At 64.4% G+C, this 13994-nt stretch carries 12 protein-coding genes and 1 pseudogene; 3 read left to right on the top strand and 10 right to left on the bottom strand.

The window, feature by feature from the left end; genetic code table 11:
* Nucleotides 1-118 precede the first annotated feature (118 nt).
* Nucleotides 119-340, top strand: a pseudogene (locus tag ACFSM0_RS15040) (DUF6477 family protein); the annotation flags it as partial.
* A 53-nt stretch (nucleotides 341-393) separates the two neighbouring features.
* Here the strand turns inward: ACFSM0_RS15040 and ACFSM0_RS15035 are convergent.
* Nucleotides 394-1968, bottom strand: coding sequence for a helicase HerA-like domain-containing protein (locus tag ACFSM0_RS15035; RefSeq protein WP_377392094.1), 1575 nt, complete (start codon nucleotides 1966-1968; stop codon nucleotides 394-396).
* A 457-nt stretch (nucleotides 1969-2425) separates the two neighbouring features.
* Between ACFSM0_RS15035 and ACFSM0_RS15030 the strand changes: the two genes are divergently transcribed.
* Nucleotides 2426-3028 (top strand): invasion associated locus B family protein, encoded by a 603-nt coding sequence (locus tag ACFSM0_RS15030; RefSeq protein WP_377392091.1) that lies wholly within the window; start codon nucleotides 2426-2428, stop codon nucleotides 3026-3028.
* A gap of 64 nt (nucleotides 3029-3092) precedes the next feature.
* On the opposite strand, the gene ACFSM0_RS15025 is transcribed toward ACFSM0_RS15030, so the two are convergent.
* From ACFSM0_RS15025 to ACFSM0_RS15010, 4 genes are read right to left on the bottom strand one after another with little or no spacing between them, the layout of a single operon-like run.
* Nucleotides 3093-4301 (bottom strand): beta-ketoacyl-[acyl-carrier-protein] synthase family protein, encoded by a 1209-nt coding sequence (locus ACFSM0_RS15025; RefSeq protein WP_377392088.1) that lies wholly within the window; start codon nucleotides 4299-4301, stop codon nucleotides 3093-3095.
* A 3-nt stretch (nucleotides 4302-4304) separates the two neighbouring features.
* Nucleotides 4305-4574: an acyl carrier protein gene (locus ACFSM0_RS15020; protein WP_377392085.1), complete on the bottom strand. Its 270-nt coding sequence runs from the start codon at nucleotides 4572-4574 to the stop codon at nucleotides 4305-4307.
* A gap of 8 nt (nucleotides 4575-4582) precedes the next feature.
* Complete coding sequence (gene lpxD, locus ACFSM0_RS15015) at nucleotides 4583-5683, bottom strand: UDP-3-O-(3-hydroxymyristoyl)glucosamine N-acyltransferase (protein WP_377392082.1); 1101 nt, start codon at nucleotides 5681-5683, stop codon at nucleotides 4583-4585.
* A 44-nt stretch (nucleotides 5684-5727) separates the two neighbouring features.
* Nucleotides 5728-7359 (bottom strand): L,D-transpeptidase family protein, encoded by a 1632-nt coding sequence (locus ACFSM0_RS15010; RefSeq protein WP_377392079.1) that lies wholly within the window; start codon nucleotides 7357-7359, stop codon nucleotides 5728-5730.
* Between the two features lie 308 nt (nucleotides 7360-7667).
* Between ACFSM0_RS15010 and mepK the strand changes: the two genes are divergently transcribed.
* Entirely contained in the window at nucleotides 7668-8228 is a 561-nt protein-coding gene (gene mepK, locus ACFSM0_RS15005) for a peptidoglycan L,D-endopeptidase MepK (RefSeq protein ID WP_377392076.1), read from the top strand.
* A gap of 104 nt (nucleotides 8229-8332) precedes the next feature.
* On the opposite strand, the gene ACFSM0_RS15000 is transcribed toward mepK, so the two are convergent.
* The 5 genes from ACFSM0_RS15000 to ACFSM0_RS14980 all read right to left on the bottom strand — a co-directional run bounded on the left by ACFSM0_RS15000 (nucleotide 8333) and on the right by ACFSM0_RS14980 (nucleotide 13960).
* The gene (locus ACFSM0_RS15000) at nucleotides 8333-8485 is read right to left on the bottom strand and encodes a hypothetical protein (protein WP_377392073.1); all 153 of its coding nucleotides are present in this window, start codon (nucleotides 8483-8485) and stop codon (nucleotides 8333-8335) included.
* Between the two features lie 184 nt (nucleotides 8486-8669).
* Nucleotides 8670-8966, bottom strand: coding sequence for a hypothetical protein (locus tag ACFSM0_RS14995; protein WP_377392070.1), 297 nt, complete (start codon nucleotides 8964-8966; stop codon nucleotides 8670-8672).
* A gap of 324 nt (nucleotides 8967-9290) precedes the next feature.
* Nucleotides 9291-9809: a chemotaxis protein CheD gene (locus ACFSM0_RS14990; protein WP_377392067.1), complete on the bottom strand. Its 519-nt coding sequence runs from the start codon at nucleotides 9807-9809 to the stop codon at nucleotides 9291-9293.
* A 4-nt stretch (nucleotides 9810-9813) separates the two neighbouring features.
* Nucleotides 9814-10869, bottom strand: a complete 1056-nt coding sequence (locus ACFSM0_RS14985; protein WP_377392064.1) for a protein-glutamate methylesterase/protein-glutamine glutaminase — start codon at nucleotides 10867-10869, stop codon at nucleotides 9814-9816.
* A gap of 43 nt (nucleotides 10870-10912) precedes the next feature.
* Nucleotides 10913-13960: a methyl-accepting chemotaxis protein gene (locus tag ACFSM0_RS14980; protein WP_377392061.1), complete on the bottom strand. Its 3048-nt coding sequence runs from the start codon at nucleotides 13958-13960 to the stop codon at nucleotides 10913-10915.
* Nucleotides 13961-13994 lie beyond the last annotated feature (34 nt).

Below are 13994 nucleotides of genomic sequence, written 5' to 3'. Positions count from 1 at the left end.
AAAATTCTTTAAAAAGTCTAAAGATCCCATAACGCAGCGCGCGGTTGAGCGGCAAATTGCGCAACACCCGCTTCGGTTGTGTTTTGTTGCGCCGATCTGACACGTTCGGGAGTGCAAAATGGACGACCACAGCACACTTCTGGCGCGGTTGCGCCGCCCCAAACTGCTGACCCGCGCCGCCCGTTTCGGCCAGCGCGACTATCTGCGCAATCGCGATCTGCGGCGCCTGCTGAGCGGAACAGATGTGCCCCCGCCCGCGGTGGCGCTTCCCGTCTTGTTGACCGAGGAAGCCATGGTTGAGGCCGCGCGTCAGGCCGGGGCGGCGCAGTACAGTTTCCTGCATCACGTCGATCTTTTGATCGCAATTCTCGCGGAAGCGCGCGCTCTGGCCCCTCAGCGTGACCTGAACAGCGAGCCGAGCACGCCGCGCACGAGTGCTTGCCCGGCCTTTGAGCCGATCTGCCGCGCCATCGCCTTGCCAAACACTTCTGCCACCGAATCCGAGCGCGATGCAGCACCTCCGCGCGGGGATTTGAGCGAAGATCCCGGCGCTGCAGAGCCCCCCGGGGTGTAACGCCGGGCGCGGTTGAACTCGCGCTCGCCGCCGGTGTCCGAAGCGGGGCCGGGGCCATCTTCCTGCCCCTCTATAGCAGCATTTTGTGCTTTTTTTGCAAGAAGTTCTGCGGCGGAGCTGCGATCAATCGCCCGGTCATACTTGCGCCCGAGCGCGGAGGCGGCAAGCAGTTCCTTGCGTTCTTCCGATGTCAACGGACCAAGGCGGGATTGCGGCGGGCGCACCAAAGTGCGCTCAACCATACCGGGCACCCCCTTCGCCTCAAGAAAAGAGGTCACAGCCTCGCCCGTTCCCACCTCTCGGAGCGCGGTTTCGGTCGAAAACCGCGGATTGGGGCGATAGGTCTCCGCCGCGCGTGCAAGATTGCGCTGATCGCGCGCGGTAAAGGCCCGCAAGGCATGCTGCACCCGGTTGCCAAGTTGCCCCAAGATCGCCTCGGGCACATCGGTGGGGCTTTGGGTCACGAAATAGATCCCCACCCCTTTCGAGCGGATCAGCCGCGCCACCTGCTCAACCTTGTCAACCAGCGCTTTGGGCGCATCGTCAAACAGCAGATGCGCCTCATCAAAGAAAAAGACAAACCGCGGCCGCTCCGGGTCTCCGACCTCGGGAAGCTGTTCGAAAAGCTCCGAGAGCAGCCACAACAGGAAGGTCGCATAGAGCCGTGGCGAACCCATAAGACGATCCGCGGCGAGAATGTTGATCTGTCCGCGGCCATCAGGGGCGGCCTGCATCATGTCGGCCAGATCGAGCGCGGGCTCGCCGAAGAACGACACCGCCCCCTGGGTTTCGAGCACAAGAAGCCGGCGCTGGATCGCCCCCACCGATGCCGACGAAATAGTGCCATAGCGCAGTTCCAGTTCATCCGCGCGCGCGCCCACATGGGCGAGCATGGCGCGCAGATCGGCAAGGTCGAGCAGCGCCAACCCCTCGGCATCGGCGAGATGAAAAACGATGTTCAGCACCCCTTCCTGCGCCTCGGTCAAGTCCAGAAGGCGGGACAGCAAAAGCGGCCCCATCTCCGAAATCGTGGTGCGAACGGGGTGCCCCTGTTCTCCAAAAATATCCCAAAAAGTAACGGGATAGCTTTGATAGCTCAGATCGAGCCCAATATTATCGGCACGTTTTTGAAAGGCGTCATGCAGGCTGCCCTGCGCTGATCCTGCCTTTGCGAGGCCCGCCAGATCCCCCTTCACATCGGCAAGAAACACGGGCACACCTGCCGCGGAAAACCCCTCCGCCAGCACCTGAAGCGTCACCGTTTTGCCGGTCCCGGTCGCTCCGGCGACCAGCCCGTGACGGTTGCCGTAGCGCAACAACAGCTGCTGCGGCAGCTCTCGGTCGGCCCCGCCGCCGCCCACAAAGATCCCTGCCTCGGTCAAAATCCCGCTCACGCTGCCCCCGATCTGTCCGCCCCCAAGCGCGTTAACTCAGACAATAGTTGATTAACCCTTTTGTGCCACATTGAAAGCGTTCCGGCTGCGCCCTCTGGCCCCGGAACTCTTCCTCCCTGTCGACTGGCCGCGCCCCCGGGCGCGGCTTTTTTCTGGCACGAATTTTTCCTTTCCTGGGCAAGGCTTTGAGCGGCATCACGGAAAGATGAATTTGACAGTTGACGCGCGCAGCCTTCGCCGCTAGCGTTCCTCGCAATGATATAGTCGGCCAGTCCGACAGGGGGAGAAGGGCTCTGGAAACGGAGCCCTTCATCATGTCAAGGCACAGGTTCCGCCCCGGCGGTTTTCACGCAACTGTCAGCCCGCAAGGCCCGCCAAAGCGCCGGGTAACGCGGATTTATGCCTGACAGGCTTGGGAGTGCATGCTAAATCGGCACCATCCCCTTGGAGGAATACCATGAAAAAACAGAGCATATCCTTCGCCCTTGCCCTCGCCCTCGGTCTCTGCGCACCGATGGCGATGGCGCAAGACGCCCCGACCCCGGCCCCCGCGGCGGAAACGCCTGCCGCCCCGCCTGCAACCCCGCCCGCAGCTTCGGCGGAAGGCCCCGGCACGACCTACATCAAGAACACTTTCGACGACTGGCAGGTGCAATGCCTGCGCGCCGAGAACGGCAGCGATCCCTGCGAGATGTTCCAGGTGATGAAAGATGGCGAGGGCACCCGCACGGCGGCGATCTCGATCATGCGGCTGCCGAAGCCGGAGGGCGAGGCGGTGGCTGGCGCCACGATCACCACGCCGCTCGAAACCCTGCTCACGCGCGGCGTGACGCTTCAGATCGACACGCAAAAGCCGCTCGCGCTCCCGTTCAACGTCTGCACCCAGGGCGGTTGCTTTGCGAATGTGCTGCTCAAACCCGCCGATCTTGAGCTGTTCAAGAAAGGCAACAAGATCGCCATGACCGTGGTGGCCGCTGCGGTGGCCGACAAACCCGTTGAGCTGACGATCTCGCTCAAGGGCTTCACTGCCGCTTATGACGCTCTGCAAGTCGGGCAATAAGCCTCTCTGAAAAAACGAAAAACGCCGCTCTTAGGGGCGGCGTTTTGCATTTTCGGCGCGGCCGTCAGAGCCGGCCGAGGACGAGCACCGCATTGAGCCCGCCAAAGGCAAAGGCATTGCTCATCACCGTATCGACGCGCGCCTCGCGCGCCACATTGGGCACCACATCGAGCGGGCAGTCTGGATCGGGCGTCTCAAAATTCACCGTGGGCGCGATCACCCCCTCGCGCAGCGCCATCAGGCAGGCGAGCAGTTCCACCGCCCCGGTCGCGCCAATGCAATGGCCGTGCATCGCCTTCGTCGACGACACCGGCAGGCGCGGCGCCCGCGCCCCGAACACTTCGAGAATCGCCGCCGCCTCGGTGCGGTCATTGGCGGCCGTGCCGGTGCCATGGGCGTTGATATAAGCAACCTTATCGGCACCAAGCCCGGCATCGGCCAGCGCGCCACGCATCGCGCGCGCGGCACCATCCCGCGAGGGCATGACAATGTCCCCCGCATCAGCTGTCATGCAAAAGCCTTTGATCTCAAAAAGGATATTGGCGCCACGCGCCTGCGCCCCCTCAAGCGATTCAAGCACGAAAACGCCGGCCCCTTCGCCCTGCACCATGCCATTTCGACTGGCAGAAAAAGGCCGGCAGCCATCGGGAGACATCACCCGCAGCCCTTCCCAAGCCTTCAGCCCGCCGAAATTCAGCATCGATTCCGCGCCGCCCGCGAGCATGCCATCTGCCATGCCGGACCGGATCATCTGAAACGCCAGACCGATCGCGTGGTTCGAGCTGGAACAGGCCGTTGCCACCGCGAAACTGGGTCCCATGAGCCCCCATTCCATCGACAGATGCGAGGCGGCCGCATTGCTCATAAGACGCGGCACGGTGAACGGATGAACCCGGTTTTTTCCTTCTGCATAAACGGCGCGATAGGCCTCGTTCACGGTCGCATTGCCACCGCCAGCCGTGCCAATAATCGCGCCCCAACGCGTTGGATCGCCGGACACCTGCGCCAGCCCCGCCTGCGCCATGGCCTCGCGCGCGGCGACAAGGGCAAACTGGGTGAAGCGGTCATAAAAGGAAAGCTTGCCCTTTTCGAACAGCGACTCGGGCATGAAGCCGCGCACCTGTGCGCCAATCCGCACGCTCAGCCGCTCGACATCGGCAAAGTCCAGCGCTCCGATGCCGCAACGCCCCTCGCGCATCGCGGAGAGCGTTCCTGCCACATCCGGGGCCAGCGCATTGACCGTCCCGGCCCCGGTGACAACAACGCGTCGCATGCCTCAGGCCAGCTCCGGCGTCGAGATCAGCCGCTCAACCGCACGCACGATCGCGCCGACCGAGGAGATGTCAAAATCGTTCTGCGTCGGCTCATTGGCATTGAACGGAACGGAAATGCCAAAGGTCTCCTCGATCGAGAAGATCATCTCGACGAGCCCGAGGCTGTCGAGCCCCAGATCTTCAAGCGTCATGTCCGGGCGCACTTCGGTAGGGTCCATCGCAGCTTCACGCGCGATGATGGAGAGAATCTCTTGCTGCATGTCGGGCCTCATCTTGCTGGTTACTCCGTGCCCTCCTTTTGCGAGTATTTTGTAACAGTTTCCCGAAGCTCCGCAACTTGCGCGAAGAGTCGCGGCAGGCGGCGGATATTCTTCCACGCCTCGACATGCGTTTCCATCTTCACGGCCGGGTAGCCCAGCAGCACCCGCCCCGCCGGCGCATTGGTGAAGATCTTGGTCGCGCCCCCCGCGATCACGTCATCGCCCACAAAGATGTTGTCATTCACCCCGCATTGGCCACCCAACACCACCCTATCGCCGATTCGTGACGAGCCCGCGATGCCGACCTGCCCGCAGAGCAGACAATCCCGCCCGATCTGCACGTTGTGCCCAACATGGACGAGGTTATCGAGCTTGGTGCCCGAGCCAATCGCCGTGGCGCGCACCGTGCCACGGTCAATCGCCGTATTGGCGCCAATCTCGACATCGTCGCCAATCACCACCGTGCCCAGGCTGTGAATCCGGGTCCAGCTTTGCTCGGTGATCGCGTCACGCTGCCCCAGCGTTTCGCGAATTTCTTCAACGCCAGATTTCTCCGGGGTGACGAACGAAAACCCGTCCGAACCGATAATCGCGCCTGGTTGGGCAATGAACCGATCCCCGATCACAACGCGCGCGCCAATCTTTACGCCCTGCAAAACAAGGGCTTGCTCGCCAATCTTTGCATGCTCAGAAATAGAGACATGGGCCGCGATCCGCGCGCCGGGGCCAATTTTCACGCCCCGCCCGATCACGACGAAAGGCCCGATCGCCGCGCCCGCGCCGATCTCGGCCGTGGCGTCGATCACCGCGCTCGGGTGGACCCCCGGTGCGATCTCGGGGCCCGGATCAAAGGCTTTCGAAAGCCCCGCCATGGCAAGCCGCGGGCGCGCGACAAAAATCGCCGCCTTCAGCCCCAAAGCCCGCCAATCCGTCCCCTCGGGCAGGATCGCGGCAAGCGCCTTGCCCTGCGAAAGGCCCGGAATATACTTCGCGCTCATTGCCAGCGCGATCTGTTTCGGCCCGGCCGATTGCGGCTCGGAGGCGCCCTCGATGGGGAGAGACAAATCCCCCTCGGCCCGCGCCGCCAATGCCCGTGCGATGGTTTCGACCGTCTGCGCCATGTTCGCCTCTTCGTGCCCGGCGCCTGCGCGCCCTCAGCTGAGACTTAATTCGTCAGCGGCGCCAATTCTACCCCTGCCTTCGCCAGCGCCCCATAGAGCGCCGCATCCCGGCCATAGACATCGTGGCGATATTCGATCCGCCCGCGCGCATTGGGCCAGGCGGTGAAATAGACCAGATGCACCGGCACGGGCTCCTTGAGCCGCACCGTCGTCTCTGCCCCGGTTTTCAGGATCTTCTGGAAATAGCCTTGCGGATCATCCGCTTGCCGGGCGAGCAGCGCATAGGCCAGATCGAAGGGCCGGCCCACGCGGATGCAGCCATGCGAGAAATCGCGCACCTCGCGCTGGAACAGCGACTTCGAGGGCGTATCGTGCAGATAGATGTTGTAGGGGTTCGGGAACAGGAATTTCACGAGCCCGAGCGCATTGCCCTGCGACGGCGGCTGGCGCATCGCAAAGGGGAAGTTGCGTGCGTTGTAGGCGGAAAAATCAACAGAGCCGCGCGAGACGGTGCGACCGCGGCTGTCCACCAGCTGAATATGCCCCGCAGCGCCCGGATTGCGCTGCATCATCGGCAGATATTCCTTCACGGTGATCGAGCGCGGCACGGACCAGCTCGGATTGATCACCATCATCTCCATCTCGTCGGAAAACTCCGGCGTGCGGCGGTCGGCCCGGTTTTGCCCCACCACGGTCACGGTCTCGAAGCTCATCTTGCCGTCGTCGATGATCCGCGCGCTGAAATCGGTGATGTTCACCCAGATATGGCGCTTGCCCAGGTCGCGGCCATTGAGCCAGCGCGCGCGTTCCATCGCCACGAGCACCGATTTGAGCCGCTCCTCAGGCGCCACGTTGATCTCGGACAGCGTCGCCTCACCCGCCACCCCGTCAGCTTTCATGCCAAGGTCGAACTGGTAGCTCTGCACCGCCTTTTGCAGCGCGGCATCATAGCTGGCAGAGACCGAGCGCCCAAGATAGCCCATTTTCATCAGCCGGTCGCGCAACGCCACCACGGCGGGGCCGCCCTCGCCCGGCCCAAGCCGCTTGGCGGGCACTTTCTCGCCCCAGCCCCCCTGCGCAATCTGATCGGCCAGCTCCAGCCGCACCCGCATCAGGTTGGCATATTGCGGCGTTTTCGGCGCCAGATCGCGCAGGAAATGCTCAGGTGACGGCGCCGCGATCAGCCCGGCCAGCAACACCGCCGGATCAGGCCGCGTGATCTCCCGCACAATTCCGGCGTCAATCTTTTTGGGCTCCAGCGCGCCCGAGGAAATGTCGCGCGCCCAAGCGAGATAGGTGCGCGAGACCTCGGCCTCAAGCAAGCCGCGCTCACGCTCGCTTTCGATCGCGGCAAATTTCGCGCGCAAGGCTTCCGCCTGATAGCGCCCGACCGGCAGCCCGTGCGCGCCCGCCTGATCGAGCGCGGCAAAAAACGCAGCGCGGCGCGGCGCGGCGGCGGCATCGGTCCAGATCGGCGCATAGGCGTGTTCAGTATAGAAGGCGGCAAGCGCAGGCTCCGCCGCGGCCCCCTCCGCCACGGCCTGCGCAAAGCCCGCAAGCGCCGGAACCTGCGCATTTGCAGGCGACGTCAGCACCACCGCCGAGAGGCTCGCGCCCCCCATCAGACATGCCAAAAGAGCCCCTCTCCCGAGCCCGCGCCAATCGCATCCGGTCATTGCGTTTCCCCTGAAATCATTCGTGACAGCCTGAGAGAAAAACCTGGCCCTGTCCAGAGACCCCGCAAACCAAGAGGCGGCCCCCGAAGCTGTCGCTGCGAAACGATGCAAACGCGCCACAGCCCGGCCCGGCACAGGCGGAGGGCACTCTGGCAAGATTCTGCCGAAAGGTACGGAAACCCCTACTTCTGGATAAATGACAATTTGAAACATGAATCGGGCTATGCCATAACATTGCCACGGTGAATGGTTAAATTTGGTTGAAAGCCGCTGGTACAAACGGCACAAACCGAGGGACAGGCGAACCGATGAGCATGATGACGACTTCCCGTCGCGGGCTTCTTGCGGCCTTTGCTTCCACGATGGTGGTTGCGGCGCCAACGATGAGCAACGCTTTTGGGCTCTTGCGCGGTGCAGGCGATATCCGGCAGATCCGAATGTATTCGGGGCGGACCGGCGAAAGCCTCGACATGATCTACTGGATCGAGGGCAATTACATTCCCGAGGCGTTGAAAGAGATCAACAGCTTCATGCGCGACTGGCGCACCGATCAGGTGAAAGTCATCGACCCGCGCACGATCGACATCGCCGCCGCCTCGCATCGCCTGATGGACACGCGCGAGCCCTACATGCTCCTTTCGGGCTACCGCTCGCCCGCCACCAATGCGATGCTGCGCTCGCGTTCGCGCGGGGTCGCCAAGAACTCGCTGCACATGCAGGGCATGGCGGCCGATTTGCGGCTGAAATCGCGCTCGGTGCCGCAGATCTATTCCGCCGCGATGGCCTGCCATGCGGGGGGCGTGGGCCGCTACATGCGCTCCAATTTCGTCCATATGGATTGCGGCGCGGTGCGCAGCTGGAACGGCTGATCGCGCCGATCCCGTCCCCCTCACTCACCGCCTGAAACGAGCGCCGCTTTGCGGCGCTTTTTCGTTGCACCAAACCCGATCAAAAGTCAAAAACTCCTCCGGTTTCAGGGGCTTCCGTGGCGCGGCTGATACGCCTCAATCCCGTTGAGCGGCAGGGTGAGCCGCGCCGCCACGAAAGACGCGGTGTCAAAGGCGGCAAAGACATGCAGGTTCGGCCCCTTGTGCGGCGGATCGCCGTGGCAAGAACGGAACGACACGGTATCGCGCGGCGCCCGGCGGGCAGCATGAAGATCGACCCCATCCCCCCAGAACGCGATCCCGCCAGAACGTGCGTGTCGGAGACATGGCAGGGCTTGCAGGTCATGTTCGCCCCATCGCGCGACAGATGCACATCGACCGAACGCACCGGGTCAAAGAGCACCGAGGAGAGACCGCCGTGTTTTACATTGTCGCCACCGCATGCAGCGGCGCGCCGGTGAGGGTATTCGCGGTGTCCTTCACCGGATCAAGCGGCGGATTACCGGCAAGGCTATCGTGCTTGGTATATTGGCCCGAGCGATCATGGCAAACTGGGCCATCCCCCCAAGTCGGCTCCGCGGGTGGCGGGGCGTGCATATCGTCCGATCCATAGCCGAGAAGGCAGCCGGTGCAGCGCCTTTCGATTGAGGCAACACCGCCGCAGAATGCACTGATTTCATGGGAACTTTCCAAGATTTTGCGCGATGGCTTCAGGCTCATAACTCCAACCCCAGCGCACCGAATGCATGATCTGGTTCGCGGCCTTCGTGGGGCCGCTCAGACTGGCGGCGGAGACTTCGGGGCCGGAGGAAAACCGGCCCTTTCAAGATCTCGAATGTCGAGTGATCTGCGGTTATCGGTGCGCCCGGGTCCGTCAACCGGGCCGTGACGCGCGCCTGCGCGCCCATCGGCGGCGTTGGCGCGGGGGCGGATGTCGCGGCGGATGAGGCGGGGCAGATCCGCCCGCCATGCAATAGCGCGCCCCGAAGGGCGCGCCTGAAGGCAGAGCAGAGTCCTGCGCGAAAGGTCTGGCCGGAGCCCGGATCAGAACAGTTCGACGCCGTTGGCTGCCGGCGGTTTCGGCGGGGTCTCCACCACCTGCGTCTCGCCCAGCAGGCGTTGTCGGGCCCGCCCGCTGCCGGGCCAAAATTCAACGCGGCGCGCCTGCGTGCCTCCAAGGCTCTGGCCGGTGCATTCGATCGCCTCGCGGCGCAGGAAGTCGAGCACGAAGCTCGCGTTCTTCGCGCCCACATCAGAGAGCCCCGCAATCATGCGACCGCCGCCAAAAACCTTGGCTTTCAACCTGTTCCGACTTGCTCCTTCCTTGATCAACGCGTTGATCAGGAGTTCCATCGCGTTCACGCCAAAGCGGGCAGAATTGAGCGAGCCCGCGCCTGCGCCATCGGGCAGCAGGAAATGGTTCATGCCTCCGATCTGGGCCGTCTCGTCATAGAGGCAAGTGGCCACGCAAGATCCCAGAATCGTCGAGATCGACGCCTCCAGGCCACGCGCCGTGGCAAATTCGCCCTGGGCGATATGATGGCTCTTGTGATGATGCGCCATATTCTCAGGCCCTCCGAACAGAACTGAACTGAGCCGCACCGCGGCCGTTCCCACTACACAAATCAAGCACCGCGCGCGACATCGAGCCGATCGGCACCGCGCGCTCGGCGGCCCCCAACTCAAGCGCCGCGCGCGGCATGCCAAAGACGACGCATGTCGCCTCATCTTGCGCCAGACACCGGGCTCCGGCGCGGCGCAAACGCACCATCGCCTCGGCACCATCCTTGCCCATGCCGGTGAGCATCACCGACACGACACGGTTGGCGATCGGCACCGCGGAATCGAACAGCACCTCCACCGAAGGCCGGTGCCCGTTGCGCTTGTCGCTGGCGACAAGGCGGCATTTGGGCGCCTCATGCCCCGCCACGGCGAGGTGATAATCGCCCCCTGGCGCAAGATAAACGTGGCCGGGCGCCAGCAAGACGCCATCGCGCGCAAGCTCCACCTTCGGCACCATGTTGCTGTCGAGCCGGCGCGCGAAGGAGGCCAGAAACCCCTCCGGCATATGCTGGGTGATCAGCGTCGGCGGGCAGTTGCGCGGATACCCCGACAGCAGCGTTTCAAGCGCATCGACGCCGCCGGTCGAAGACCCGACAAGCACCACCTTGCCGTTCCAGTTGAAATCCGTGGCGGGCGCCACACGGGCCCGCGCTTCCGCGCCGCGCAGCCGCGCCCCCGCCGCGGCAACAAGCAGGTCGGCAAGATTGGCGAAAGTGTCCGAGAGCCGGTCAAAGCTCGGTTTGCCGATACATTCAACCGCCCCGAGCGAGAGCGCCTCAAGCGCCGCCACGGAGCCCTTTTGCGTTTCGGTGGAGATCATCACCACCGGCATCGGCCTGAGCCGCATCAGTTTTTCGAGAAACTCCAGCCCATTCATCCGCGGCATCTCGACATCAAGCGTCAGCACATCGGGGGAAAGCGCCTTGATCTTCTCGCGTGCGTCAAAAGGATCGCAGGCCTCCCCCACCACCGTCAGGCGCGGATCCTGCGCCAGCATGGTGCGCAGAAGAGCACGGATGGTCGGGGAATCGTCGACGATCAGAACGCGTTTCGGGGTCATCTCGGCACTCGGTTGTTAAGAGTCAAAGGCATGGTTTTCGATCTCAGAAATCTTCCCAGTCACCCGGATCGGGCTTCAGGGCGAGGGCACCGGCACTGCGTGGCACCGGGCCGGATACAGCGGGCGCTTTGGGCGCGGGCGCCGTGCGCGCTTGCGCTTTCGGCCGCATCGCTTGCACCTCGGCGCGCGGTGCGGGCGCAGCAACGGCAGCGGCAACGGAAACGGGGGCCGCATCAAAGCGCGCGGTGGTGGTGGTCAAGGCCTCGACGCTGCGCCCGAGCGCCTGCGCCGCAGCCGTGGTTTGCTCGAACATCGCCGCATTCTGTTGCGTCACCTGATCGAGTTGCAGCATCGCATTGTTGATCTCGCTCAGCCCGGCAGATTGTTCGCGCGCCGAAAGCGCAATCTTGGAGACCCTTGCGGCGATGTCATTGACCGAAACGAGGATGCCATCGAGCGCCGTGCCGGTCTGCCCCACCAGATCAACCCCGCGGCTGACGTGGTCGGACGAGGTCGAGATCAGCGTGTCGATCTCGCGTGCGGCGGCTGAGGAGCGTTGCGCCAGCGCGCGCACCTCCGAGGCCACAACGGCAAAGCCGCGCCCCGCCTCGCCTGCCCGCGCCGCCTCGACGCCTGCGTTGAGCGCCAGAAGGTTGGTCTGGAAGGCAATATCCTCGATCACGCCGATGATCCGCGAAATCTGCTCCGAGCTTTCGGCAATTTCGCTCATCGCGCCAACCGCCTGCTGCACCACCTGCCCGGAACTCTCTGCCCCGATCCGTGCGCGGTCGACCATCTCGTCAGCCTCCGAAATCCCCACGCTGCCGGTAGAGATGGAGGAGGTCAGCTGATCAAGCGCAGAGACGGTCTCGGCGAGCGTCGCCGCCTGCCGCTCGGTGCGCTGGCTCAGATCGGTCGCAGCGTTGGAGATCTCGCGCACCTCGCCATCAATGCTGAGCGCACAGTCGATCACAACCCCCATCGCCTCCGCCAAAGTGGCGGCGGCCTTGTTGAAATCGTTGCGCAATTGCTCGTATTCGGGCGGGAAGGCCGCGTCGATCCGGCGCTTCAGATCACCGCGCGCAAGCCCTTCAAGGCCGATCCGCAGCCCGTCGACAACCGCGCGCTGGCTTTCCATCATGGCGGCATTGCGCGCCTGCGCGGCGTCAAGCTCAACTTGCCCCCGCGTGATGTCATTGCCAATCATCACCACTTTCAAAAGCTTGCCCGCGCGGTCCGGCACCGGCGTCACGCTGCCCTCGGCCGTCACCCGGCGCCCGTCCGGCCCGTGCAGCACGAACCGCCCGACCACCGGCTCAAGGGGGCCACGCCGGGACCAGATCGCAGAAAGCTGGTCGCCGCCCTCGATCAACCCGTCATGCCCGCGCCCCGCCAGCGCCTCGGCGTGCACCCCAAGCGCCGCGCACAGATTGGCATTGGCGCGCGCCACCTGCCCTTCGGGCGAGAATTCGAGCACCAGTTGCGTGGCCTCAAGCGCATTGAGAAGCGCCCGCGTCATGCGCAGTTCAGTCACATCGCGCCATTCGACAACATGGCCCAAAAGCGCCCCGTCCTGATCGCGGATCTGCGAGAAATCCACGCCGTAGCGCCCGCCCCCCAGCGCCACATCGCGGTGGAACGGCGGCGCATCGGCCCGGTCAAACCAGTCGCGCTCTGCGGTGTCGAGCGGATAGAGCGCCGCAAAGGAACGCCCGACCAGTGCCCCGGGTTCAAGATCGGCTGTGCGGGTGCGAAAATCCTGAAGCCGCGCCGCCACGAGGCGGCCAAGCGCCGTATTCGCATAGACAATCGTCAGATCCGCATCGAGCACCATCAGGGGCGCCGAGCAGGTGCGGAAGGCCGTGCCCTGAATCACCGCGGCACGCTGGCGTTCGCCCCCCGCCGCCAGATCGCCGCGCAATGCATCAAGCGCGCGCGAAATCTCGCCCAGCTCGTCGCGCCGCCCGGTCGCGGGCAGCGCCACCGTATGATCGCCCCGGGCAATTTCCCCCACGGCTTCGGCCAGCCCGTGCAGCGGCCGCGCGATGCCACGCGACACCCAGGCGGAAAGCGCCCCGATCAGCGCAATCAGCCAAAGAGCATTGAAGAGCTGATGTTGGGCCAAAGCGCGGGCCGGGGCCAAAACCTCCGCCTCATCCTGCTCCACCACCAGCACGAAATCGTGCCCTAAAAGCGTGAGCGGTGCTGTGAGCCGCGCCACCGGTTGCCCGTCAGGCCCGCGCATCTGCGCCCCCGCTTCCGGTCCGGTTGCACCGTCAGGCGACGCGCCCACACTGCGGCCCTCCGCATCGCGCAGATAGGACCGCCCCGTTGCCCCGAGGGCGCTGGTATTCGCCAAAACCGCTGCGGGCCGCTCGAAGCCAACCGCAAAGGCCAGCACCCCCAGCGGCGCGCCCTGCGCCGTGCGCAGCGCCTCGGCCAGATAGACAGGCCCTGCCCCGGCTTCGGCACCGGCCATCAGGCCCGACACGGCAACCGTCGCCTCAGGTGCGGCGAGCGCCTCCGCCACGGTCTGCGCAAGCGGCCCCGAAGCGAAGGCGGGATCGTTCAAATTGGCGGCAAATTCCGCGCCCTTGCGCAGCGAATAGACCACCCGCCCCGCCGGATCGACAAAGAACAGATCCGCCAGGTCGAGATCGTTCGCAAGCGTCACGAACCCCGGATGAGCGCGCCGGTGAATAATGCCGTAGTCATTGATTTCGCCAGAGAAATCGAGCTTCCAACGGTCTGGCGGCGGGTTTGGATTGGTTTCGACCCAGGCGTGCAGAAGATTCTCTTGCGCGCCCTCGCCCAGCATTTTCCACGCATTGGCAAAATCGCGCATCAGCCGCTGTGTGCCCTGATTGGCCGCGAGAGCCGCCATCTGCGCGCGCGTTTGCCCGGCCCAGTCCTCCAGCGCCTCCCGGCGCGATTCGAGCGTCAACTCAAGCCGTGCCTGCGCCTCTTCCGCGAGCAGATCCCGCGCCGCCCGATAGGACGAAACCGCCATGACTGACAGGGCGACAATCGCGATCGCCACCAGCAGCAAGGGCAGTTTCACCCCCAGCGAGAGGGACGTCCGAAAGCGCATTCAAGGTCTCCACCGTCGCACCGCACGACGTGAT

Source organism: Rhodobacter lacus, from assembly GCF_042683065.1.
In the GTDB taxonomy this organism is placed as follows: Bacteria; Pseudomonadota; Alphaproteobacteria; order Rhodobacterales; family Rhodobacteraceae; genus Rhodobacter; species Rhodobacter lacus.
The sequence above is the reverse complement of the archived record's forward strand: the minus strand, read 5'-3'. Positions and strand labels throughout refer to the sequence as shown.

Excerpts from the sequence above, each read along its gene's own strand:
- lpxD (WP_377392082.1), bottom strand. The coding sequence starts at position 5,683 with ATGGCGCAGACGGTCGAAACCATCGCACGGGCATTGGCGGCGCGGGCC.
- mepK (WP_377392076.1), top strand. The coding sequence starts at position 7,668 with ATGAGCATGATGACGACTTCCCGTCGCGGGCTTCTTGCGGCCTTTGCT.
- ACFSM0_RS14980 (WP_377392061.1), bottom strand. The coding sequence starts at position 13,960 with ATGCGCTTTCGGACGTCCCTCTCGCTGGGGGTGAAACTGCCCTTGCTG.
- ACFSM0_RS14985 (WP_377392064.1), bottom strand. The coding sequence starts at position 10,869 with ATGACCCCGAAACGCGTTCTGATCGTCGACGATTCCCCGACCATCCGT.
- ACFSM0_RS15020 (WP_377392085.1), bottom strand. The coding sequence starts at position 4,574 with ATGAGGCCCGACATGCAGCAAGAGATTCTCTCCATCATCGCGCGTGAA.
- ACFSM0_RS15010 (WP_377392079.1), bottom strand. The coding sequence starts at position 7,359 with ATGACCGGATGCGATTGGCGCGGGCTCGGGAGAGGGGCTCTTTTGGCA.
- ACFSM0_RS15030 (WP_377392091.1), top strand. The coding sequence starts at position 2,426 with ATGAAAAAACAGAGCATATCCTTCGCCCTTGCCCTCGCCCTCGGTCTC.
- ACFSM0_RS14995 (WP_377392070.1), bottom strand. The coding sequence starts at position 8,966 with ATGAGCCTGAAGCCATCGCGCAAAATCTTGGAAAGTTCCCATGAAATC.
- ACFSM0_RS15025 (WP_377392088.1), bottom strand. The coding sequence starts at position 4,301 with ATGCGACGCGTTGTTGTCACCGGGGCCGGGACGGTCAATGCGCTGGCC.
- ACFSM0_RS14990 (WP_377392067.1), bottom strand. The coding sequence starts at position 9,809 with ATGGCGCATCATCACAAGAGCCATCATATCGCCCAGGGCGAATTTGCC.